Origin of the sequence: Enterobacter cloacae complex sp. 2022EL-00981 (assembly GCF_028737495.1) — a bacterium.
In the GTDB taxonomy this organism is placed as follows: Bacteria; Pseudomonadota; Gammaproteobacteria; order Enterobacterales; family Enterobacteriaceae; genus Enterobacter; species Enterobacter cloacae.
This window is the reverse complement of the sequence record NZ_JAQZRK010000006.1, coordinates 23,082-45,721: the sequence shown is the minus strand read 5'-3', so window position 1 is coordinate 45,721 and position 22,640 is coordinate 23,082. Positions and strand designations below refer to the sequence as shown.

The 22,640-nt window shown below is 56.6% G+C and carries 18 protein-coding genes; 10 read left to right on the top strand and 8 right to left on the bottom strand.

Going from position 1 to position 22,640, the window contains the following annotated elements; translation table 11 throughout:
• Positions 1–100: 100 nt before the first annotated feature.
• On the bottom strand, positions 101–2,380 hold the full coding sequence (gene clpA, locus PUZ33_RS07805) for an ATP-dependent Clp protease ATP-binding subunit ClpA (RefSeq protein WP_023622164.1): 2,280 nt from the start codon (positions 2,378–2,380) through the stop codon (positions 101–103).
• Positions 2,381–2,407: 27 nt separating this feature from the next.
• Positions 2,408–2,728, bottom strand: a complete 321-nt coding sequence (gene clpS, locus PUZ33_RS07800; protein ID WP_006174393.1) for an ATP-dependent Clp protease adapter ClpS — start codon at positions 2,726–2,728, stop codon at positions 2,408–2,410.
• Positions 2,729–2,995: 267 nt separating this feature from the next.
• On the opposite strand from clpS, the gene cspD reads away from it, so the two are divergent.
• Positions 2,996–3,217 carry a cold shock-like protein CspD gene (cspD, locus tag PUZ33_RS07795; protein ID WP_008499993.1) on the top strand — a complete coding sequence of 74 codons (222 nt, stop codon included), beginning with the start codon at positions 2,996–2,998 and terminating at the stop codon, positions 3,215–3,217.
• A 70-nt stretch (positions 3,218–3,287) separates the two neighbouring features.
• Here cspD and macB read toward each other — a convergent pair whose 3' ends face one another.
• Entirely contained in the window at positions 3,288–5,228 is a 1,941-nt protein-coding gene (gene macB / locus PUZ33_RS07790) for a macrolide ABC transporter ATP-binding protein/permease MacB (protein WP_020689930.1), read from the bottom strand.
• Positions 5,225–6,340, bottom strand: coding sequence for a macrolide transporter subunit MacA (gene macA, locus PUZ33_RS07785; RefSeq protein ID WP_023622163.1), 1,116 nt, complete (start codon positions 6,338–6,340; stop codon positions 5,225–5,227). Before macA ends, macB begins: the two co-directional genes overlap by 4 nt.
• A 159-nt stretch (positions 6,341–6,499) precedes the next feature.
• Here macA and PUZ33_RS07780 point away from each other — a divergent pair, with 159 nt between their 5' ends.
• The gene (locus tag PUZ33_RS07780) at positions 6,500–7,456 is read left to right on the top strand and encodes a VirK/YbjX family protein (RefSeq protein ID WP_013097328.1); all 957 of its coding nucleotides are present in this window, start codon (positions 6,500–6,502) and stop codon (positions 7,454–7,456) included.
• Here the strand turns inward: PUZ33_RS07780 and PUZ33_RS07775 are convergent.
• Positions 7,453–9,111: an ATP-dependent endonuclease gene (locus tag PUZ33_RS07775; RefSeq protein ID WP_013097329.1), complete on the bottom strand. Its 1,659-nt coding sequence runs from the start codon at positions 9,109–9,111 to the stop codon at positions 7,453–7,455. The two genes, PUZ33_RS07780 and PUZ33_RS07775, sit on opposite strands and share 4 nt — an antisense overlap.
• A 371-nt stretch (positions 9,112–9,482) precedes the next feature.
• On the opposite strand from PUZ33_RS07775, the gene aqpZ reads away from it, so the two are divergent.
• The 4 genes from aqpZ to hcr all read left to right on the top strand — a co-directional run bounded on the left by aqpZ (position 9,483) and on the right by hcr (position 14,011).
• Complete coding sequence (gene aqpZ / locus PUZ33_RS07770; RefSeq protein ID WP_013097330.1) at positions 9,483–10,178, top strand: aquaporin Z; 696 nt, start codon at positions 9,483–9,485, stop codon at positions 10,176–10,178.
• Positions 10,179–10,335: 157 nt separating this feature from the next.
• A complete protein-coding gene (locus PUZ33_RS07765) occupies positions 10,336–11,235 on the top strand; it encodes a lysine exporter LysO family protein (RefSeq protein WP_058681023.1) in 900 nt (299 codons plus the stop codon).
• A gap of 144 nt (positions 11,236–11,379) precedes the next feature.
• Entirely contained in the window at positions 11,380–13,032 is a 1,653-nt protein-coding gene (hcp, locus tag PUZ33_RS07760; protein WP_023622157.1) for a hydroxylamine reductase, read from the top strand.
• A 10-nt stretch (positions 13,033–13,042) separates the two neighbouring features.
• The gene (gene hcr, locus PUZ33_RS07755) at positions 13,043–14,011 is read left to right on the top strand and encodes an NADH oxidoreductase (RefSeq protein ID WP_058681022.1); all 969 of its coding nucleotides are present in this window, start codon (positions 13,043–13,045) and stop codon (positions 14,009–14,011) included.
• 90 nt (positions 14,012–14,101) lie between these two features.
• Here hcr and PUZ33_RS07750 read toward each other — a convergent pair whose 3' ends face one another.
• On the bottom strand, positions 14,102–14,536 hold the full coding sequence (locus tag PUZ33_RS07750; protein WP_029883004.1) for a DoxX family protein: 435 nt from the start codon (positions 14,534–14,536) through the stop codon (positions 14,102–14,104).
• 152 nt (positions 14,537–14,688) lie between these two features.
• On the opposite strand from PUZ33_RS07750, the gene poxB reads away from it, so the two are divergent.
• From poxB to PUZ33_RS07730, 4 genes are all read left to right on the top strand, one after another.
• Positions 14,689–16,407, top strand: a complete 1,719-nt coding sequence (poxB, locus tag PUZ33_RS07745; protein ID WP_013097335.1) for a ubiquinone-dependent pyruvate dehydrogenase — start codon at positions 14,689–14,691, stop codon at positions 16,405–16,407.
• A gap of 38 nt (positions 16,408–16,445) precedes the next feature.
• On the top strand, positions 16,446–17,447 hold the full coding sequence (ltaE, locus tag PUZ33_RS07740; protein ID WP_252107614.1) for a low-specificity L-threonine aldolase: 1,002 nt from the start codon (positions 16,446–16,448) through the stop codon (positions 17,445–17,447).
• Positions 17,448–17,457: 10 nt separating this feature from the next.
• Positions 17,458–18,894, top strand: coding sequence for an SDR family oxidoreductase (locus tag PUZ33_RS07735; protein ID WP_029883005.1), 1,437 nt, complete (start codon positions 17,458–17,460; stop codon positions 18,892–18,894).
• Positions 18,895–18,986: 92 nt separating this feature from the next.
• Positions 18,987–20,000 (top strand): NAD-dependent epimerase/dehydratase family protein, encoded by a 1,014-nt coding sequence (locus tag PUZ33_RS07730; protein ID WP_058681021.1) that lies wholly within the window; start codon positions 18,987–18,989, stop codon positions 19,998–20,000.
• 96 nt (positions 20,001–20,096) lie between these two features.
• Here the strand turns inward: PUZ33_RS07730 and PUZ33_RS07725 are convergent, their stop codons facing one another.
• Positions 20,097–21,950: a glycoside hydrolase family 19 protein gene (locus PUZ33_RS07725; RefSeq protein WP_058681020.1), complete on the bottom strand. Its 1,854-nt coding sequence runs from the start codon at positions 21,948–21,950 to the stop codon at positions 20,097–20,099.
• Positions 21,951–22,086: 136 nt separating this feature from the next.
• The gene (gene iagB / locus PUZ33_RS07720) at positions 22,087–22,539 is read right to left on the bottom strand and encodes a type III secretion system invasion protein IagB (protein ID WP_058681019.1); all 453 of its coding nucleotides are present in this window, start codon (positions 22,537–22,539) and stop codon (positions 22,087–22,089) included.
• Positions 22,540–22,640: the final 101 nt, after the last annotated feature.

Genomic DNA, 22,640 nt, shown 5'->3' with positions numbered 1-22,640 from the left:
GGGCTGTTGCCCTCACCCCAGCCCTCTCCCATTGGGAGACGGAGAAAAGCAGGCATAAAAAAACCGGGCTGATGCCCGGTTTTTAACACACATATTACACTCAGTGAGCCGCTTCCGGCTTGTGCTTCGCCGCACTCTGGAAATCGTACGTCAGTTCGTTCTTCGCCTGATCCAGTGCCACTGTCACCTGGCCGCCGTCCACCAGCGAGCCAAACAGCAGTTCGTTCGCCAGCGGTTTCTTCAGGTTATCCTGAATCACACGCGCCATCGGACGGGCACCCATCGCACGGTCGTAGCCTTTCTCAGCCAGCCAGTTGCGGGCCTCCTGGCTCACTTCCAGCGACACGCCTTTCTGATCAAGCTGAACCTGCAGTTCGACGATGAACTTGTCTACCACCTGATGGATCACCTCGGTAGACAGGTGATCGAACCAGATAATGTTGTCCAGACGGTTGCGGAACTCCGGCGTAAAGATCTTCTTGATCTCTTCCATCGCATCGGTGCTGTTATCCTGGTGGATCAGGCCGATGGATTTGCGCTCGGTTTCACGGACACCGGCGTTGGTGGTCATCACCAGCACCACGTTACGGAAGTCCGCCTTGCGCCCGTTGTTGTCGGTCAGCGTCCCGTTGTCCATCACCTGCAGCAGGATGTTGAACACGTCCGGGTGCGCTTTCTCGATTTCATCGAGCAGCAGTACCGCATGTGGATGCTTGATCACCGCGTCGGTGAGTAGACCGCCCTGGTCAAAGCCCACGTATCCCGGAGGCGCACCAATCAAGCGGCTGACGGTGTGACGCTCCATATACTCGGACATATCAAAGCGCAGCAGTTCAATGCCCAGCGCTTTCGAGAGCTGCACCGTTACTTCGGTTTTCCCGACACCGGTTGGACCGGCGAACAGGAACGAACCGACAGGCTTATGCTCATGCCCAAGTCCGGCACGGGCCATCTTGATCGCTTCGGTTAAGGCCTCAATGGCTTTATCCTGACCAAAGACCAGCATCTTCAGACGATTGCCAAGGGTACGCAGCGTGTCGCGATCGCTCTGAGAAACGCTTTTCTCAGGAATGCGCGCGATACGAGCCACTACGGACTCAATATCCGCCACGTTGACGGTTTTCTTACGCTTGCTGGCTGGCATCAGACGCGCACGCGCCCCTGCCTCGTCAATCACGTCAATCGCCTTATCTGGCAGATGACGATCGTTGATGTATTTCACCGCCAGCTCCACCGCCGCACGCACCGCTTTCGCGGTGTAACGCACGTCGTGGTGCGCTTCATACTTCGGTTTCAGGCCGTTGATGATCTGCACCGTTTCCTCGACGGACGGTTCAGTGACATCGATTTTCTGGAAGCGACGCGCCAGGGCACGATCCTTCTCAAAGATGTTGCTGAACTCCTGGTAAGTGGTCGAGCCAATCACCCGGATCTTGCCGCTGGAGAGCAGCGGTTTGATCAGGTTAGCGGCGTCCACCTGCCCACCCGAAGCGGCACCCGCACCGATGATGGTATGAATTTCATCGATAAACAGGATGCTGTTGGTATCCTGCTCCAGCTGTTTTAACAGCGCCTTGAAGCGTTTTTCAAAATCACCACGGTATTTGGTGCCCGCCAGCAAAGAGCCGATATCCAGCGAGTAGATGGTGCAATCGGCAATTACTTCCGGTACGTCGCCCTGCACAATGCGCCAGGCGAGACCTTCGGCAATCGCGGTTTTACCCACGCCCGATTCCCCCACCAGCAGCGGGTTATTTTTGCGGCGACGGCACAGCACCTGAATCGCGCGCTCCAGCTCTTTATCGCGACCAATCAGCGGGTCGATACCGCCAACGCGAGCAAGCTGATTAAGGTTGGTGGTGAAGTTTTCCATACGATCCTCCCCGCCTGCTTGCTCTTCATTGTTATTGACCTGATTGCTGGGATCCGATGCCTGGTTAGGCTCGTCTTTGCGCGTGCCGTGGGAAATAAAGTTAACCACATCGAGTCGGCTGACTTCGTGTTTGCGCAGCAGGTAGGCCGCCTGCGACTCCTGCTCGCTGAAGATGGCGACCAGGACGTTTGCGCCCGTCACTTCGCTACGTCCGGAAGACTGGACGTGGAATACCGCGCGCTGCAGCACACGCTGGAAGCTGAGCGTCGGCTGTGTGTCGCGCTCTTCTTCACTGGCTGGCAGCACCGGTGTCGTTTGTTCGATGAAGGCTTCGAGTTCCTGACGTAGCGCCACCAGATCCACGGAGCAGGCTTCCAGCGCTTCGCGGGCAGATGGGTTGCTAAGCAGTGCGAGCAGTAAATGCTCGACGGTCATAAACTCATGTCGGTGCTCACGCGCTCTGGCGAAAGCCATATTTAAACTGAGTTCCAGTTCTTGATTGAGCATAGGCACCTCCCCCAATTTTATGCCTTATCAGGCCTTTTCCAGCGTACACAGCAACGGATGCTCGTTCTCCCTCGCATAGTCGTTCACCATCGCCACTTTGGTTTCCGCCACCTCGGCGGTAAAGATGCCGCAGATAGCTTTGCCACGATAATGAACGGTAAGCATCAGTTGCGTTGCACGTTCTACATCATAAGAAAAGAACTTTTGTAGCACGTCAATAACAAATTCCATCGGCGTGTAATCATCGTTCATTAACATAACTTTATACATAGATGGCGGTTTTAGCGCGTCACGCACTTTGTCTTCCGCCAGCTGGTCAAAATCCAGCCAGTCGTTGGTCTTACCCATTTTGCATAACCACTTTGAATCTACCTCAGATGTTAGATAACAATCATCTATTACTGTCATCCGCGATGTCTGTCACAAACTGTTGCAATAGCGTTAACTGCTTCAAACTTTGGTTGATTATTGTCCCATCTCCAGCGCCAAACGCTTGACGATGTCTTTCGATTCTCTAAATTGTACAAGCGTGAGATGGCGAGGTTTTGAACAGCCCCCACTCCACCACCGGTTCATTCCATCTTAACTTATAAGATTTACGAAGGATGTCGAAGCATGGAAATGGGTACTGTTAAGTGGTTCAACAACGCCAAAGGGTTTGGCTTCATCTGCCCCGAAGGCGGCGGCGAGGATATATTCGCTCACTATTCCACCATTCAGATGGATGGTTACAGAACGCTCAAAGCCGGGCAGTCCGTCCGGTTCGATGTACATCAGGGACCCAAAGGCAATCACGCAAGCCTTATCGTACCGATTGAAGCAGAAACGGTTGCTTAGCTCTCTGTTTTATTGTGTACATCCCGCAGTCAAAATGCCAGCCCGATCGGCTGGCATTTTTATTTTCGGGTTATTCCCGAGCCAGCGCATCCACCGGATCCAGCCGCGCCGCGTTGCGGGCCGGCAGCCAGCCAAACAAGATGCCGGTAAAGGTCGAGCATAAAAATGCGGTAAGAATAGCCACCGGTGAAAACCCAATCTCCCAGCCGGGTAAGAAAATCTGCAGGGCAAAAGCGATCATCATCGACAGCGCAATCCCCATGGCGCCGCCCACCAGACACACCAGCACCGCTTCAATCAAAAATTGCTGCAGTACGTCGCTGGCTCTGGCCCCGACCGCCATACGAATACCAATTTCCCGGGTACGTTCCGTCACCGAGACCAGCATGATATTCATCACCCCGATACCGCCAACGACCAGCGAAATCACCGCCACCAGCGTGAGGAACAGCTGAAGAGTACGTGTGGTCTTTTCCGCCGTTTTCAAGAGGCCGTCCATATTCCAGGTGAAGAAATCCTTCTTCCCGTGACGCAGGGTTAACAACCGCTCAAGCTGCTGTTCGGCCAGCGCGCTGTCATAGCCCTCCTTGACGCGCACGGTGATAGAGTTCAGCCACGACTGCCCCATAATCCGCCCGGAAATGGTGCTGTACGGTAGCCAGACCCGCAGGATCTTGCTGCTGCCAAACATGGACTGCTTCTCTTCCGCCACGCCAATCACGGTGGCTGGCATGTTCCCTACGAGGATCACTTCGCCCACGACGTTGGTTTTATTGGGGAAGAGCTGTCTGCGCGAGTTCGCGTCCAGTACCACCACCTGCGCCCTGCCCGCCAGCTGTTCGGCGTTGAAGGTCGCCCCTTCGCTGAAGGTCATGCCGTAGACGTTAAAATAATCTCCGCTGACGCCGTTCGCGCTGGCGGCAACGTCCACGTTACCCACGCGCAGGCGAAGGTTTTGCGACACGGCAGGCGTCGCCGAATTGACCCACGGCTGTTTCTGAATGGCCGCCAGGTCGTCGTATTTCAACGCCTGCTGATACTGCGGTTCGTCATCACCAAAGTCTTTCCCGGGATAGACGTCAATGGTGTTGGTCCCGATAGCGCGGATATCCGCCAGCACCAGCTGTTTGGCTGCATCGCCCACCACCACAATCGACACCACCGATGCAATACCGATGATGATCCCAAGCATGGTCAGCAGGGTGCGCATTTTATTGGCCGCCATCGCCAGCCAGGCCATGGTCAGCGCCTCGCGAAAACCGCTGGAAAACTGTCCCCAGCCGGTTGCAGCAGGCAAGGCTTCTTTTGGCGCGGCCGCTCTGGACGCACGCGGCGGCGGGTTGCTCACCAGCTCGCCGTCGTGGATCTCGATAATGCGCTCAGCCTGCGCCGCCACCTGCGGATCGTGAGTCACGATAATGACCGTGTGCCCCTGATCGCGAAGCTGATGGAGGATCGCCATCACCTCTTCACCGGAATGGCTGTCGAGCGCCCCGGTGGGTTCATCGGCCAGGATCACCTGCCCGCCGTTCATCAGCGCACGGGCAATACTCACGCGCTGCTGCTGACCGCCAGAAAGCTGTGAGGGCTGATAATCTACCCGCTCCGCCAGGCCAAGACGCGTTAACAGCGCCTGCGCCCGCGCAAGGCGTTTCTTGCGCTCCACACCTGCATAGACCGCCGGGACCTCCACGTTCTGCGCCGCACTCAGGTGAGAGAGCAGATGGTAACGCTGAAAGATAAAGCCGAAGTGTTCCCGACGCAGCTTTGCCAGCGCGTCGCCGTCCAGAGTGGAAACGTCCGTTCCGGCCACGCGGTAGGTGCCGCTGGTCGGTTTATCCAGACAGCCAAGAATGTTCATCAGCGTCGATTTACCGGAACCCGACGCGCCAACAATCGCCACCATCTCGCCCGCTTCCACGCGCAGGGAGATGCCCTTCAGCACCTCCACCGGACCATCGCCCGACGGATAGCTGCGACGAATGTCAGTCAGCTCAAGCAATGCCGTCATTTCGCCGCTCCGGGCAGGGTTTCGCTGGTGACCACCTCGTCACCCTCTTCCAGCCCTTTCACCACCACCACGTCAGTATCGTTGCGTGCGCCAATCACCACTTCACGCTCACGCGTTTCGCCGTTGCGTAGCACCTTCACCTTATAACGGTTATCCCCGGCGGATTCCCCCAGCGCAGAGAGCGGAACGGTCAGCACGTTTTTTACGCCGGTCAGCTGAATATGGACCTGCGCGGTCATATCCAGACGCAGCACGCCCTGCGGGTTGGGGACTTCAAAACGGGCATAGTAGAAGATCGCATCGTTCACTTTTTCCGGCGTAGGCAGAATGTCCTTCAGCACGCCTTCATAGCGCGTCTGCGGATCGCCCAGTACGGTAAACCAGGCGTTCTGCCCCGGCTTAAGATGGATAACATCCGCCTCGGAAACCTGCGCTTTCACCAGCATAGTGCTCATGTCCGCCAGCGTCAGAATGTTCGGCGCCTGTTGGGCGGCAATCACCGTCTGACCCTGAAGCGTGGTGATCTGGGTCACTTCCCCGGCCATGGGCGCCACAATCTTCGTATAATCGAGGTTGGTTTTCGCCGTATCCAGCGAGGCCTGGTTGCGCTTGATTTGCGCGTCAATGGTGCCAATCTGCGCCTGTTTCACCGCCAGTTCGGTGGCGGCCGTGTCGAGATCCTGTTTCGAGATCGCCTGCGTTTTGGCCAGCGCCTGCTGACGCGTCAGGGTCACCTGGGCAAGATTACGTTCCGCCAGCGCCTGCGCACGCTGCGCGCGCAGCTCCATCAGCGTGGCTTCCACTTCCCGGATCTGGTTTTCAGCCTGTTCCGGGTCGATAACGCCGAGCAGCTGCCCCTTTTTCACCTTATCGCCAATCTCAACGGACAGCGTTTTTAACTGCCCGCTAACCTGTGCGCCCACGTCAACCTTGCGCAGCGCATCAAGTTTGCCGGTCGCCAGCACGTTTTGCTGCAATTCACCCGGACGGACGATCAGCGTTTGATACTGCGGAACCGGCGCGTTGAGCACTTGCCATAACCAGTATCCGGCCGCTATCACCACTATCGCCAGCAGCAGAAACCACTTTCTGCGTTTTCCCTTAAGGTTCATAAATATTCCAAATAATTATTCTGGCTTACATCAACGTCGATTCTATCTAAACCACTCCTCAACGAAACCCCTGAATTCAGGAAATACCTGGATTTGTTGACACAACGTTGACAAAGGGCCTGCTGAAATAACGCCATTCCATAAGAAGCAGGATCTCACATGTCTTCCATCGTCGATACACCGTATTCCACTCTGTCGCAGCCTAAATCCGGCTGGCAGCTGTTTAAAAGCCTGGTCACTGGCGCCATTACGCCGGGCCTGGCATGGCAAAATCCCGCCTATCGACGTAAGTTTGCGCTTCGCACGCTGGCCACACCGCTCAGCACCGCACGTCTGCTCTCAAGCCTGGCAAAGCAGCCCCGTTTGATGCAAATGCTGCAGGTCCAGCCTGGCCTGCCCTGTCGCCTGCATCGCCCTTGGCTGACCGTGAATATGGATCGCCCGCATGCGCTGGAAGCCCTGAACTGGCACTACCAGACCATGAGTGACCACCTGCCAGCCGCGCTGCTCAAAGGCTATCTTTCTAAGCAGGGCGTGACGCTCCTGACCTTAACCGGTAAGGATGAACAGCAGTTTACCGTTCGGTTGTGCGCCGATGCGTTCCTGGATAAAGAGGGAGAAGCTACCCTCTTTTTCAGTGACCATCAGGATACCGTGCTGGCGGAAATAACGTTTACGCTGTGCCCGTTTGAAGGCAAAAGCACACTCTTTATCGGCGGCCTGCAGGGGGCGAAAGCCCACGTTCCGCATGAGCTGATCCAGAAGGCAACCAAGGCGTGCCATGGCCTTTTCCCGAAACGTCTGCTGGTTGAAGCGGTTATGACGCTTGGCAGCGCCTTCCCGGTGGAGCAGATTGTGGCGGTGAGTAATGCCACCCACATCTATCGCAGCTGGCGATATCGCAAGAAAAAAGAGGGGAAACTGCTGGCGGATTACGACAGCTTCTGGATCTCCCTCGGCGGACACAAACAGGATAACGGTAACTTTGAACTGCCGCTTGCCATGCCGCGTAAGTCCATGGAAGAGATTGCCAGTAAAAAACGCGCGGAATATCGCCGCCGCTATGAGCTGCTGGATAGCCTCACGGAGCAGGTCACCCAGGCAACCCGGCGTTAATCGGCTTTCCCGCGTGCCAGCCACAGGACGCGGGAGAACATTTTACGCAGCAGCGTAGGCACCGATTCGATCCCTCTCCGCCCTGCTTCTGTTGCCACTTCAATGGCTAAATCCGGTTTTGAAGAGCGGTGGATCGCTTTGGCGATCACGCGCCGCATGTTCATCGGCACATCAACCGGCACCATCGCTATCCTGTGGAACACGTCATCGAACCCCTGGCGGTACATAAAGTGCTCCATGTCCATGGCGGGCAGCATGGTTAAATGGTCCCGCTCTTCTTCTCGCTCATCGTTCAACAGGCTGCGCACGGTGGATGCGTATTTTTTACCCGCCTCATCGCCGTCGACCAGCACGTGCCATTCTATGCCCATCCGCCGGGCGAATTTGATCAGCGGCTTTAACCCTGACTGCGCAAACTCGATGACCTTAATCCCCTCCGCATCAAAATGGTGGCCGCACTGGCGCGCCAGCTCGTTGATGACCCAGGTCTCGGTTTCCCCCTCCACCAGAAGCCAGCAGCGGGCAAAAAGCGACGAGGCGCGATTAAAGCGGATATGAAACGCAATACGGCGACCATCCTCGGCATTCATCCCTCCCGGCCCCAGCCGGTAAGCAGAAACGCGCGATGATTCACGCACCAGGCGGCAAACATACTCGACCGGCGTCAGCGACAACAACTCGCCGGAATTGGTGGTGGTAATGCGCTGAAGCGGCAGCAGATTCAGCAGGTGCCAGGCAACGGAGAGCATGATGGGGTGCAGACGTGTTTCCGGGTCTTCCACCAGCAGCAGCGGACGCGCATCGCGATCCAGACGGACGGTTCCCTTGGCCTGCAGAAGAGTGGAAAACAGCCCCAGCAAAATCACCCGATGAGTGCGTCCGCCGGGCCGGTCGATCATCCGGTTAATGATATCGAGATAGCGCCAGCTTCGTTGCTCATCATGGGACCGACGGCGCATCAGACGATGGCGCGACTGCGAGGTCCCCTGCTCGGAAAAATAGTGCTCCAGCAGTTGCACCATGGCAGATAGCCCCTGGCGGATTTGCCCATCAGTGAGATTTTGCGGACGCGAAACCAGCTCGCGTGCCAGGAAATCAAGCTCGCGGGCGGTGACTTCTACTTCCGGCATATGCGGCACGGTACCGTTACGGATACGCCGCATAAAACGCGCATCGCGCAAGCGTAGCACCGGCATCAAACGAATCAGATGACGGGCCAGCTCGTCGATATTGTCCAGCGGGATGGGGTTGCCTTTCTGGTCGAGAAATTCACGCAGGGTCAGCACCCCTTCATTCTCTGACATCTCGCCTTCCAGACGATAAAAAATACGGTGGAAGCCATCGTCGCTCTGAACCCAGCACGGTGACATCGGGCGGAAGCGACGCACCCGGTGACGCCCCGGCTCGGATTCGCGGAACGTCAGAATGATATGGAGATGCTTCTCGCGGCCGTTGACATCGCCGGGCGGAAACCAGAAATCATCATGAACGAAGTGATACAAATCGCCTTCGGGCGAAAGCAGCAGCGTCAGCGCATCCAGCAGGCTGGACTTACCCCAGGCGTTCTCGCCGATGAGGACGTTATTCTGCTCCAGCTGGAGTGACAGACGGTTTATACCGCGAAACCCGACAATTTCCACACGTTCGAGAAGCATACATCCCCCGAGAAATGATCACTTTTTCCTTTAAGTTATCAGCAGTATAGCGGCAGGATGCCGCGCAGAACACTGTCAGGCCTCCTGATTATTTTGTCTCAGCACGAAAAATTCAGAATTTACGTGCAAGGTTTCATTTGAAATAGTCTCAATAGCACCACAAACTATCGCCCGCAAATTGGACTATGATCTATTCACCTCCAGTTTGAACAAGGATTGACATCACATTGCCTTAAATCAAATTATCCGAATTTATTTAAGTGGCGAAGGGGTGTTGTTGGTTTCTAAAATAATGGCTCTTTGAGTCGTCATCCCTTTATGGCGATATATCCCGCGCGCGGGAAAGCGTGCGGTAGTTAATTGAGGTGGTTATGTTCAGAAAATTAGCAGCAGAATGCTTTGGTACATTCTGGCTGGTGTTTGGTGGCTGCGGTAGTGCCGTTCTGGCAGCAGCATTTCCGGAACTCGGCATTGGTTTTGTCGGCGTCGCGCTGGCATTTGGTTTAACGGTATTAACCATGGCCTTCGCCGTAGGACATATTTCCGGTGGTCATTTTAACCCGGCCGTGACATTAGGCTTATGGGCTGGTGGTCGCTTCCCGGCTAAAGAGGTCATTGGCTATATTGTCGCTCAGGTTGTGGGCGGTATTATTGCTGCCGCGGTGCTGTACGTGATTGCCAGCGGTAAAGCCGGCTTTGACGCCGCAGCCAGCGGTTTTGCTTCCAACGGCTTCGGTGAGCACTCGCCTGGCGGCTACTCCATGCTCTCCGCCATTGTGATTGAAATTGTACTGACCGCCGGCTTCCTGCTGGTGATTCACGGCGCGACCGACAAATACGCCCCTGCGGGCTTCGCGCCTATCGCCATTGGTCTGGCACTGACGCTTATTCACCTGATCTCCATTCCGGTGACCAACACCTCGGTGAACCCGGCGCGCAGCACCGCCGTCGCTATTTTCCAGGGCGGTTGGGCACTTGAGCAGCTGTGGCTGTTCTGGGTAATGCCGATCGTCGGCGGTATTCTGGGCGGCGTGCTGTATCGCACCCTGCTGGAAAAACGCGATTAATCTTTCCCTCCCTCTCCCCGTGGGAGAGGGCCAGGGTGAGGGCAACAGGCCGGGTAAGGCGCAGCCGACACCCGGCTTTCTTTTGCCGCTTTACTGAACAGCCTTTATTGGGTAGTGTCTCTGGCGCTCAACAGCTACTCACAAGGACCGGTTGTTCATGTTCTCAGGACTCCTCATTATTTTGCTGCCCCTGATTGTGGGCTATCTTATCCCGCTGCATCAGGCATCGGCATTACGGCTTATCAACCGTTTTCTCAGCTGGATTGTTTACGTCATTCTGTTCTTTATGGGGATTAGCCTGGCCTTTCTGGATAACCTGGCGACCAATCTGCTTTCCATCCTGCATTATTGTGCGGTCACTGTTGTGGTTATTTTGCTCTGCAATATCGCCGCCTTATTCTGGCTTGAACGCACTATTCCGTGGAAAAACCATCACCATCAGGAAAAACTGCCTTCCCGAATTGCGATGGCGCTGGAATCATTAAAACTGTGCGGCGTCGTGGTGCTCGGTTTTGTCCTTGGACTCACCGGATGGCCTTTTTTGCAGCACGCCACCGAAGCCAGCGAATATACCCTGATATTCCTGCTGTTCCTTATTGGTATCCAGCTACGCAATAATGGCATGACCCTGAAACAGATTGTCCTGAATCGTCGGGGAATGATTGTTGCCGTTATTGTGGTCGCCAGTTCAATGGTGGCAGGCGTCATTAACGCCTTGATTCTCGACCTGCCGCTCAAAACCGGCCTGGCCATGGCCTCCGGATTTGGCTGGTATTCCCTCTCCGGTATTCTGCTAACCGAGTCGTTTGGCCCTGTTATTGGCAGCGCCGCCTTCTTTAACGACCTGGCGCGGGAGTTAATCGCCATCATGCTGATCCCGGGTCTGGTTCGCCGCAGCCGCTCTACCGCGCTGGGTCTGAGCGGGGCGACGTCGATGGACTTTACCCTGCCGGTATTACAACGCTCTGGCGGGCTGGAAATGGTGCCCGCCGCCATCGTGCACGGCTTTATTCTGAGCCTGCTGGTGCCTGTTCTGATGGCCTTTTTCTCCGCCTGATACCTCTCTGGCGGTAGGGTTCCTGCCGCCAAAATTGCGCTAAATCAATCTCCCTCTATTTTGTCAGAAAAAGCCCTTTTCACCGCCCGGACACAGGCATAACCTTAAACATGTATATCAAATATAACTTTAACAGGTGTGATTATGTTTTGTGTGCAATGTGAACAAACTATCCGTACCCCGGCAGGCAATGGCTGTTCTTACGCGCAGGGTATGTGCGGTAAAACCGCAGAAACATCAGACCTGCAGGATCTGCTGATTGCTGCCCTGCAGGGGCTTTCCGCCTGGGCATTCAAAGCCCGCGAGTACGGTATTGTCGACCACTACGTAGACAGCTTTGCGCCGCGCGCCTTTTTCTCCACGCTGACTAACGTTAACTTTGATTCGCCGCGCATTGTCGGGTACGCCCGTGAAGCGATTGCCCTGCGCGAAGCGCTGAAAGCGCAGTGCCTGAATGCCGATGCCAGCGCCCGCGTGGACAACCCGATGTCAGAACTGCAGCTGGTGAGTGACGACCTGGGCGAATTACAGCGTCAGGCCGCAGAATTTACCCCGAACAAAGACAAAGCGGCGATTGGCGAGAACATTCTCGGCCTGCGCCTGCTGTGCCTGTACGGCCTGAAAGGTGCCGCAGCCTATATGGAGCACGCGCACGTGCTTGGCCAGTACGATAACGACATCTACGCGCAGTACCACAAAATCATGGCGTGGCTGGGCACCTGGCCTGCCGATATGAATGCGCTGCTTGAGTGCTCTATGGAAATCGGCCAGATGAACTTCAAAGTGATGAGCATTCTGGATGCCGGTGAAACCAGCACCTACGGTCATCCAACGCCAACGCAGGTCAATGTGAAAGCGACCGAAGGCAAATGTATTCTCATCTCCGGCCACGACCTGAAAGATCTCTACAACCTGCTGAAGCAGACCGAAGGCACCGGCGTTAACGTCTATACCCACGGCGAAATGCTGCCCGCACACGGCTACCCGGAACTGCGTAAATTCAAACATCTGATCGGGAACTACGGCAGCGGCTGGCAGAATCAGCAGGTTGAGTTCGCCCGCTTCCCGGGCCCAATTGTGATGACCTCTAACTGCATCATCGACCCGACCGTCGGCGCGTATGATGACCGCATCTGGACCCGCAGCATCGTCGGCTGGCCGGGCGTGAGCCACCTTGAAGGTGACGATTTCGGTCCGGTGATCGCCCAGGCGCAGCAGATGGCGGGCTTCCCGTACAGCGAAATTCCGCACCTCATCACCGTTGGCTTTGGCCGCGAAACGCTGCTCGGCGCCGCAGACTCGCTGATTGACCTCGTCAGCCGTGAAAAACTGCGCCACATCTTCCTGATTGGCGGCTGTGACGGCGCGCGCGGTGAGCGTAACTACTTCACCGATTTCGCCACCCGCGTGCCGGAAGATTGCCTGATCCTGACGCTGGCCTGCGGTAAATACCGTTTCAACAAGCTGGACTTCGGCAACATTGAAGGGCTGCCACGTCTGGTGGATGCTGGTCAGTGTAACGATGCCTATTCAGCCATCATTCTGGCGGTCACGCTGGCGGAGAAACTGGGCTGCGGCGTGAACGATCTGCCGCTGTCGCTGGTGCTCTCCTGGTTCGAGCAGAAAGCGATTGTGATCCTGCTGACCCTGCTCTCTCTGGGCGTAACCAATATCGTCACCGGCCCGACCGCGCCAGGCTTCCTGACGCCGGACCTGCTGGCCGTGCTGAACGAGAAATTCGGTCTGCGTTCCGTGACCACCGTAGAAGAAGATATGCAGCAACTGCTGAGCGCGTAAGGAGTATTTCATGACCATGCCAACCTCTCAGTGCCCGTGGCGGATGCAGGTTCATCACATCCATCAGGAGACGCCGGATGTGTGGACGCTGTCGCTGCTGTGCCATGACTACTACCCGTACCGTGCCGGTCAGTATGCGCTGGTCAGCGTCCGTAACGCGGCGGACACATTGCGCGCCTATACGATCTCCTCGACGCCGGGCGTGAGCGAATACATTACGCTCACTATCCGCCGCATCGATGACGGTGCAGGCTCGCAGTGGCTCACGCGTGACGTCAAGCGCGGGGATTACATCTGGCTGTCTGACGCTCAGGGGGAATTTACCTGTGACGACAAAAGCGAAGATAAATTCCTGCTGCTGGCCGCAGGCTGTGGCGTCACGCCGATCATGTCAATGCGTCGCTGGCTGGCCAAAAACCGCCCGCAGGCCGACGTGCAGGTGATCTACAGCGTGCGTTCGCCGGACGATGTGATCTTTGCCGATGAGTGGCACAACTACCCGGTGACGCTGGTGGCAGAGCACAACGCGACGCACGGTTTTGTCGAGGGACGTCTGAGCCGCGAGCTGCTGCAACGCGTGCCCGATATAGCGAACCGTACGGTGATGACCTGCGGCCCGGCACCGTATATGGAGATTGTGGAACAGGAAGTGAAAGCCCTGGGCGTAACCCGCTTCTTCAAAGAGCAGTTCTTCACGCCGGTGGCGGAGGCGGCAACCAGCGGGATTCAGTTCACCAAACTGCAACCGGCACAAACCTTCTTTGGCCGCGTCGGCACCACGCTGCTGGAAGCGCTGGAAAGCAATAAGGTGCCCGTGGTAGCTGCCTGTCGCGCGGGCGTATGCGGTTGCTGTAAAACGAAGGTAGTCTCCGGGGAGTACAGCGTGACCAGCACCATGACGCTGACCGATGCAGAAATTGCCGAGGGTTATGTGCTGGCGTGCTCATGTCATCCGCAGGGCGATCTTGTGCTCGCGTAATCGTTAAACGTGTCATTGTAGGCCCGGTAAGCGCCAGCGCCACCGGGCTTTTTGTCGGGTGGCACTACGTTTACCCGACCTACAACAACCCTATCGCCACGCAGGACCTTTCCCTACCGCGTACCGCCCTGCCCCTAAAAACGCCACCGCCAGCGAGCCGATAAAGAAATACACCAGGCTCTCAATGGCCCACGCACCGACGGCATCGAGTGCAAAGGTTTTGCCCGTGCCCACCATCAGCCATGCCACAATCATGGTAAACGCCAGCACCAGCGCCGCCGGGCGCGTAAAGAGGCCGACAATAATCAGGATCGGAGCCACCACTTCGCCAATCAATACGCCGTAAGCAATAAACCCCGGCAGCCCTTTTTCCACCAGCAGGCCGCTGATGAAGCCCACACCGCCAAATAACTTGTGTAATCCGTGAAACAACATCAGCCCACCGACGGCAAGTCGTAACAAGAGTTTGCCGAGATCGTCGCACGTTAGCTTTTCGTTTACAGCAATTAACAATGATTTAACCATCTGAAATGATTCCCGTTTTCACCCAATCTGTCGCCAGATTATGCCGAATCATTGCCGGTGAAAACCACCCTGAAATGAGGGGTATTGTGCAGGCAATACAGTGACTTTCTTCTAAGCTTGTAAGCGATATCACAAAAAGGAGACGGACAACCATGAAACAAACCGTGGCTGCATACATAGCGAAGACCCTTGAACAGGCAGGTGTAAAACGTATCTGGGGCGTAACCGGCGATTCACTGAACGGGCTGAGCGACAGCCTCAACAAGATGAAAACCATTGAATGGATGCCGACCCGTCATGAGGAGGTCGCCGCCTTTGCCGCCGGGGCCGAAGCACAGCTCACCGGAGAGCTGGCCGTCTGCGCCGGGTCGTGTGGTCCAGGGAACCTGCATCTGATTAACGGGCTGTTCGACTGTCACCGCAATCACGTGCCGGTGCTGGCAATTGCCGCCCATATTCCCTCATCTGAAATCGGCAGTGGCTATTTTCAGGAGACGCATCCGCAGGAGCTGTTCCGTGAATGCAGCCACTATTGCGAGCTGGTGTCCTCGCCGGAGCAGATCCCGCAGGTTCTGGCGATAGCCATGCGCAAGGCGGTGCTGAACCGGGGTGTTTCTGTGGTCGTGATCCCGGGGGATGTAGCGCTCAAGGCTGCGCCCGAAGGGGCCAGCACCCACTGGTATCACGCCCCCCAGCCAGTCGTTACCCCAGCTGAAGAGGAGCTGAAAAAACTGGCGCAACTGCTGCGTTACGCCAGCAATATCGCCCTGATGTGCGGCAGCGGCTGTGCTGGCGCGCACAAGGAACTCCTTGAATTTGCAGGTAAGCTAAAAGCCCCAATTGTTCATGCCCTGCGCGGCAAAGAGCACGTCGAGTACGATAACCCTTACGACGTGGGCATGACCGGGCTGATCGGTTTTTCGTCCGGCTTCCATACCATGATGAATGCCGACACGCTGATCCTGCTCGGTACCCAGTTCCCCTATCGCGCGTTCTACCCGACGGATGCCAAAATCATTCAGATCGATATTAACCCGGCCAGCATCGGTGCACACAGCAAGGTCGATATGGCGCTGGTGGGCGACATTAAATCCACCCTTGCCGCCCTGCTGCCGCTGCTGGAAGAGAAAACGGATCGTAAATTCCTCGACAAAGCCCTGAGCGATTACCGCGATGCGCGTAAGGGGCTGGACGAACTCGCCAAACCGAGCGACAAAGCGATCCACCCGCAGTATCTCGCGCAGCAGATCAGCCACTTCGCGGACGACGATGCCATCTTTACCTGCGACGTCGGCACGCCAACCGTCTGGGCGGCACGCTACCTGAAGATGAACGGCAAACGCCGCCTGCTCGGCTCGTTCAACCACGGCTCAATGGCCAACGCCATGCCGCAGGCGCTGGGCGCCAAAGCCACCGCCCCGGAGCGTCAGGTGGTGGCGATGTGCGGTGACGGCGGATTCAGCATGCTGATGGGCGATTTCCTGTCGGTGGTGCAGATGAAGCTGCCGCTGAAAATCGTGGTCTTCAATAACAGCGTGCTGGGCTTTGTGGCGATGGAGATGAAGGCCGGGGGCTATCTGACGGACGGCACCGAGCTTCACGACACCAACTTTGCCCGCATTGCCGAAGCCTGCGGCATAACCGGTATCCGCGTGGAGAAAGCCTCCGAGGTGGATGAAGCCCTGCAACGGGCGTTTTCCATCGACGGCCCGGTGCTGGTGGATGTGGTGGTCGCCAAAGAGGAGCTGGCCATCCCGCCGCAGATCAAGCTGGAGCAGGCCAAAGGCTTCAGCCTCTACATGCTGCGGGCGATCATCAGCGGCCGCGGCGATGAAGTGATCGAACTGGCAAAAACTAACTGGCTCAGGTAAAACATTTCGCATGACCTCTTAAAATAAAGGGATGTGAAATGATTGATTTACGCAGTGATACCGTTACCCGTCCGAATCGCGCCATGCTCGAAGAGATGATGGCCGCCCCGGTCGGGGACGACGTCTACGGTGACGATCCAACGGTCAACGAACTGCAGCGCTATGCCGCAGAACTCAGCGGTAAAGAGGCCGCCCTGTTCCTGCCCACCGGAACGCAGGCCAACCTGGTGGCGCTGCTCAGCCACTGCGAACGCGGTGAAGAGTACATCGTCGGCCAGGGGGCGCATAACTACCTGTACGAAGCGGGCGGCGCGGCGGTGCTCGGCAGCATTCAGCCGCAGCCGATCGACGCCGCACCGGACGGCACTCTCCCGCTCGACAAGGTCGCCGCAAAAATCAAAGCCGACGACATCCACTTCGCCCGCACCAAATTACTCAGCCTTGAAAACACCCACAACGGCAAAGTCCTGCCGCGCGAGTACCTCAAAGCGGCGTGGGAATTTACCCGCGAGCGCAGGCTCGGCCTGCACGTGGACGGCGCACGAATCTTTAACGCCGTGGTAGCCTACGGCTGCGAGCTGAACGAGATTACGCAATATTGTGACTCGTTCACCATCTGCCTCTCAAAAGGGCTGGGCACCCCCGTGGGTTCTCTGCTGGTGGGTGATGCGGACTACATCAAACGCGCCAACCGCTGGCGTAAGATGACCGGCGGCGGCATGCGCCAGGCCGGTATTCTGGCCGCAGCGGGTCTGTATGCCCTTAAAAACAACGTGGCACGTCTGCAGGACGATCACGACAACGCCGCGTGGATGGCCGGGCAACTGCGTGAAATTGGCGCCGACGTGATGCGACACGACACCAACATGCTGTTTGTTCGCGTGGGTGATGAGCACGCCGCTGCGCTTGGGGAGTTCATGAAAGCGCGTGGCGTACTGATCAACGCGTCACCTGTTGTGCGTCTGGTGATGCATCTCGACGTCAGCCGCGAGCAGCTGTTGGACGTCGTGAAACACTGGCAGGCGTTTTTACAGCGTTAAGGAGCAGAACGTGCCGCAACGTATTCTGGTGCTCGGTGCCAGCGGGTATATCGGTCAGCATCTGACCACGGCGTTAAGCCAGCAGGGGCATCAGGTGCTGGCGGCGGCACGCAACACGGAACGCCTGCAAAAACTGAACCTGCCTGGCGTCACCTGCCACAACGTCGACCTTAACTGGCCAGAGTCACTACCCGCACTGCTGGAAGGGGTCGACACGCTGTACTACCTGGTGCACAGCATGGGCGAAGGCGGCGATTTTATCGCCCACGAACGTCAGGTGGCCCTGAACGTCCGCGATGCCCTGCGGCAAACGCCGGTTAAGCAGGTGATTTTTTTAAGCTCGCTCCAGGCGCCCGAAAATGAGCAGTCGGACCACCTGCGCGCCCGTCAGCTTACCGCGGACACCTTGCGCAGCGCGGATATCCCCGTCACCGAACTGCGGGCGGGGATCATCGTCGGCGCGGGCTCTGCCGCCTTCGAAGTGATGCGCGATATGGTCTACAACCTGCCGGTGCTCACCCCACCGCGCTGGGTGCGGTCGCGCACCACGCCGATTGCCCTGGAAAACCTGCTGCATTACCTGGTAGCGCTGCTGGACCATCCCGCCGAACAGCACCGCGTGCTTGAGGCCGCGGGGCCGGAGGTGTTGAGCTATCAGGAACAGTTCGAGCATTTTATGCGCGTCAGCGGCCGCCGACGCTGGCTCATCCCCGTTCCCTTTCCGACCCGCTGGATCTCCGTGTGGTTTTTAAACGTTATTACCTCGGTGCCGCCGACGACAGCGAAAGCGCTGATCCAGGGGCTGAAGCACGATCTGCTGGCGGACGATGGCGAACTGCGCGCATTAATTCCGCAGACGCTGATCCGTTTTGACGACGCGGTACGCCATACCCTGAAAGAAGAAGAGAAGCTGGTGAACTCCAGCGACTGGGGCTACGACGCGCAGGCGTTTGCCCGCTGGCGGCCGGAGTATGGCTATTACCCGAAACAGGCGGGCTGCACGGTGAAAACCTCGGCCAGCCTGGCATCACTGTGGGAGGTGGTGAACCAGATCGGCGGCAAAGAGCGTTATTTCTTCGGCAATATTCTCTGGCAGACACGCGGAGCGATGGATCTGCTGGTGGGCCACCGGCTGGCGAAAGGTCGCCCTGCGCAGCCGTACCTCAAAGTGGGTGATACGGTCGACAGCTGGAAAGTCATCATCGTCGAACCGGAAAAACAGCTGGCACTGCTGTTCGGCATGAAAGCGCCAGGGCTGGGACGGCTCTGCTTCACGCTGAAAGACAAAGGCGATTGCCGGGAACTGGACGTCCGCGCCTGGTGGCACCCACATGGGATGCCCGGTCTGTTCTACTGGTTACTGATGATCCCCGCACATCTGTTTATCTTCCGCGGGATGGCAAAACGGATTGCGCAACTGGCAGAACAAAAAACGGAAAAGAACTAAATAAAACTCGCTTTCTTTCACCTTTCCCATTGCAACCCGCCGTAATTCACGAAAGAATGCGCACGAAATTCTTTTCAACACAGTGGATTGTTATGAAGGTACTGGTTACCGGGGCGACCAGCGGCTTAGGCCGAAATGCGGTCGAATTTCTGCGCAACAAAGGCATTAGCGTCAGGGCTACCGGTCGCAACGAGGCGATGGGTAAGCTGCTGCAAAAAATGGGCGCAGAGTTTGTCCATGCCGACCTGACGGAGCTGGTCTCCTCTCAGGCGAAAGTGATGCTCGCCGGAATCGACACCCTGTGGCACTGCTCCAGTTTTACCTCTCCGTGGGGAACCCAGGAAGCCTTCGATCTCGCCAACGTGCGCGCCACGCGCCGTCTGGGCGAGTGGGCCGTTGCCTGGGGCGTGCGTAACTTTATTCATATCTCCTCCCCGTCGCTCTACTTCGACTATCACCACCATCGGGATATCCAGGAAACGTTCCGTCCGGCCCGTTTTGCCTGTGAGTTTGCCCGCAGCAAGGCGGCCAGCGAAGAGGTGATCGACCTGCTGGCGCAGTCGAACCCGCATACGCGCTTTACGATCCTGCGTCCGCAAAGTCTTTTCGGACCGCACGATAAAGTGTTTATTCCGCGCCTGGCGCAGATGATGCACCACTACGGCAGCGTGCTGCTGCCGCGCGGCGGTGATGCGCTGGTGGACATGACTTACTACGAAAATGCCGTGTACGCCATGTGGCTGGCGAGCCAGCCGGACAGCGATAAACTGGCGTCCGGTCGCGCCTTTAACATTACCAACGGCGAACCCTGCCGCCTTCGCACCATTGTGCAGCGCCTGATCGACGAGCTGCACATCGACTGCCGCATTCGTTCGGTGCCTTATCCTATGCTGGATATGATTGCCCGCAGCATGGAGCGTTTTGGCAGCAAAACCGCCAAAGAGCCTGCGCTGACGCATTACGGCGTGTCGAAGCTGAATTTTGATTTCACGCTGGATATTTCGCGCGCGGAGAACGAGCTGGGGTATAAGCCGATTGTGACCCTGGATGAAGGGATTGTGCGCACCGCGGCGTGGCTGCGGGACCATGGGAAGTTGCATCGGTAGTTAATTGGGTGCGGCCTGATGCCCTCACCCCGGCCCTCTCCCACAGGGAGAGGGAGTAAAGACTAAAACGGCAACCTTTCGGTTGCCGTTTGCTGTTTATAATGCCGTCCAGGCCTCAGACCATGCCAGACCTGCGCCTGGTTCATAGTACATTGGTGCATTGTTACACCAGCCGCTGTACGGGAACGGTTTGCACTGGAACAGTTTACCGTGGTTGTTCACGATATCGCCTGCGCTGTACTTGCTGTTCGCGCTCCACGCCGGGTAAGAGCCGGAAGTGCCTTCGTCCTGAGACGGGGTGGCTGCTTTGGCTTTTACGTTCAGCAGGTATGTGGTGGTGCTGCTCAGCTCGCCGTCGCTGACGGTCAGGCTGATTTCATACTGCTGCGCCGTCGCGGCTTCTGGTGCATTGAAGGTCACTACCGCTTTATCGTCGCCGGTAACGGTCTGGCCGTCCTGGGAACGCCAGGTGTAGGTCAGCTTGTTGCCGTCTTCGTCGGTAGAGCCTTCTGCGCTCAGGGAGACCTGCGCACCGGCTTCAACCGCGCCAATCGGGCCCGCAATTTGCGCAACCGGTGCGTGATTTGCAGGAACCGGAACGGTATCTTCATCCGGCGTTGGCGTGACGTTTTCGTCAGGCGTTGGCGTCACATTTTCGTCTGGCGTTGGGGTAACATTTTCATCCGGCGTTGGCGTGACGTTTTCGTCAGGGGTGACGGCTGAGCCATCATCGTTAACGATGTTCACGTTAAAGAACTTCTGTACACACTTGGTGTAGTCGCCGTCTTTGAACGCGCTGAATGGCGTCTGGTAACCCACCAGCTGGCAAGCGTAGGTCTTGCCATCTGGGGTATCCGCGCTCCATCCCCAGTCCTGTTCCCAGTAGATCTTCAGGGCGCCTGCGCCGCCTTCATCGAACTGCTTCATGTTGGCACAGCCAAGCACTTCGTCAGCCGGTACAGGGACTTTCAGGTAGTTAGCGAACTCTTTGTAGTATTTGATACGGTTCTGAGACTGGGCAATTTCAGTCGGGCCACCGCACTCTACGCCGCCGTTGATGATCTGGGTGGTCACGCCAAAGCCAGGGACAAGACCGTTGGCTTTATCGTGGTCGTTCGGCTGCCAGGTGCCGTCGATAACCTGAAGCATGCTTGGTTTTGGCGGCTGTGGATAGGCGAAGAAGAAGATGGCGCTCGCCAGGTTCAGCCAGGTATCGGCCACCAGCTCAGGTTTGTCGAGCAGCGTGCGGACATCGCCGTACATTGCTTCAGAGAAGGGACCGTAGTTGTAGTTGTAGGACAACTGCTTAGCGCCGCGGCCAAAGTAGCTCAGGAAGTCGCCATCTTTGTCTTTACCGCACGGCCAGGTCTGACCCTGCCAGACGTCCGGGTTACACTCCCCGTTATAGCCGCCCTTCTGGCCTTCGCTCCAGCCCATCTCACGCACATAGACCAGTGCCTGACGCCATTCCGGCTCCGGACGCCAGCTTTCGTGGCCGCCGGTTTCTTGTGCGAAGTGAGCAAACATGGTTGCCAGCTCTTTACGGCAGATAGCTTCGCTGTCGCGGCCATCGTTGTAGGTATCACACAGCGCCGGGAATTTACCCACGGCTTTCAGGAAGTTACTGTAGCTGTAATCCTTCGCGCGCAGCGGGAACAGGTATTCCCAGTCGCTCTCTTTAAGGATCCCTTCAACGCGTTTCACGTTTACCGGGTTGGCTGCACGGCCTGGCTCAATCTGCTCGACCTGAGCGTTGTCCAGCGTACGGATGGTATCCTTCACGGATTTCATCAGTGGGAAATCGGTGAGCTCTTTTTCCTTTTTAGCCAGATCGCTGGCTTTCATGGTGTAAGGCACACTGCTTTCCGCCTTCAGCATGGTGGCCTGAGCAATCACCGGCGCTACGCAGGCACCGGCAATAAGCACGCTCAGTAATGTCCTTTTATTCATCTCGGTTATTCCTGTTAATTTCGATAAAGTTAAATAAATCTAAATTCATTTATTAATCCGTTAATAAATAAACTTCAGACAGCTGCTTTTCATTTTCTGAAGAATACGGGTGGGTACTCTTCAAAAAACAAAAAACTCACCAGTTGGTTCTGTCGCGGGCGGCTAATTTTAACTGCTGATACTTTTTCCAGACCTTATGGGCATAGACCATGCGCTTAGGGTAATTTTCTTTTTTAAGCCCGGCGTTATACGCACCTACTGCTTCCCAGTTGTATCCATAAACTTCAATCATGCCTGACAATATAGAGGCGCCGACCATAATGGAGGTGCAGGGCTCTGTCATCAGACGATTTTCATTAATGCCTTTGCGTTCAAGTTCAGGAAAGTGCGAGCTGTTGATTTGCATTAATCCGACATCGCGCGTTCCGTCATGATTGATGCCAATGGCGTACGGGTTCATTCCCGATTCCACATTCGCGATGGCATAAAGTAAAAACGGATCAATATGATAATAATGCGCCGCTTTATTCCAGCAATTTGCAAATGCGCTATGACTTAATATCAATAACAAAAACAGAAACCTTTTCATTCTTCACCTGCGTGGCCGTTTTTTATTCACCTCAAACACGTCCTGTTAAATTAGTGGAAGGTACTGGTCACACCCGAAGCGGGGTGTGACCAGTGATTGTG